Below are 516 nucleotides of genomic sequence, written 5' to 3'. Positions count from 1 at the left end.
CTCTTCCGATCTCCGGTGCGGTGGCCCCTGCAGCCGGCGCCACGGGCACCGGCGGGGGGACGCTCTCGCCCGGGCGGGGGACGTGGACCTGCTCCCCATCGGCGAGCGGCCGAGCCAGGTTGATCGCCGTCGCGTCGGCACCCGACATCCCGCCGGCCGCCGTCACGGCATCCGCGACGCGGCTTCCGGCCGGCACCTGGACGACGCCCGGGCGCCGCACCGCCCCGACGACGTGAATGCTGAGAGGCGCGCCGCTCGTCGCGCCGGCGACCGAAGCCATGGCAGTGCTGTGAGACGGCGTCGACGCAGCACCCCTACTCCCCGTCGTCGCCACGCTGGCGCTCCCGGCGATACGCGGCGATGACGACGCGATGAGCGCCTTCGGTGCCGCACCGTCATCTCCGGAACTGAGCAGCAGACGCAGCCCCAGCACGGCGACGGCGAGCACCGCGCACACGCCGATGAGCAGGGCAGCCGGACGCGAGGGACGCCATCGGGCGTCCTCGAGGCCGTCCG

At 75.2% G+C, this 516-nt stretch carries 1 protein-coding gene; it reads right to left on the bottom strand.

Features of this window, described 5'->3' with window-relative positions; all coding sequences use genetic code 11:
- On the bottom strand, positions 1–280 hold a 280-nt coding region (locus B2284_RS03815; protein ID WP_286697210.1), incomplete at its 3' end, for an SLBB domain-containing protein.
- Positions 281–516 lie beyond the last annotated feature (236 nt).

Source organism: Dermacoccus sp. UBA1591, assembly GCF_002322065.1.
GTDB lineage: Bacteria > Actinomycetota > Actinomycetes > Actinomycetales > Dermatophilaceae > Dermacoccus > Dermacoccus nishinomiyaensis.
This window is presented reverse-complemented; position numbering and strand designations above follow the sequence as displayed.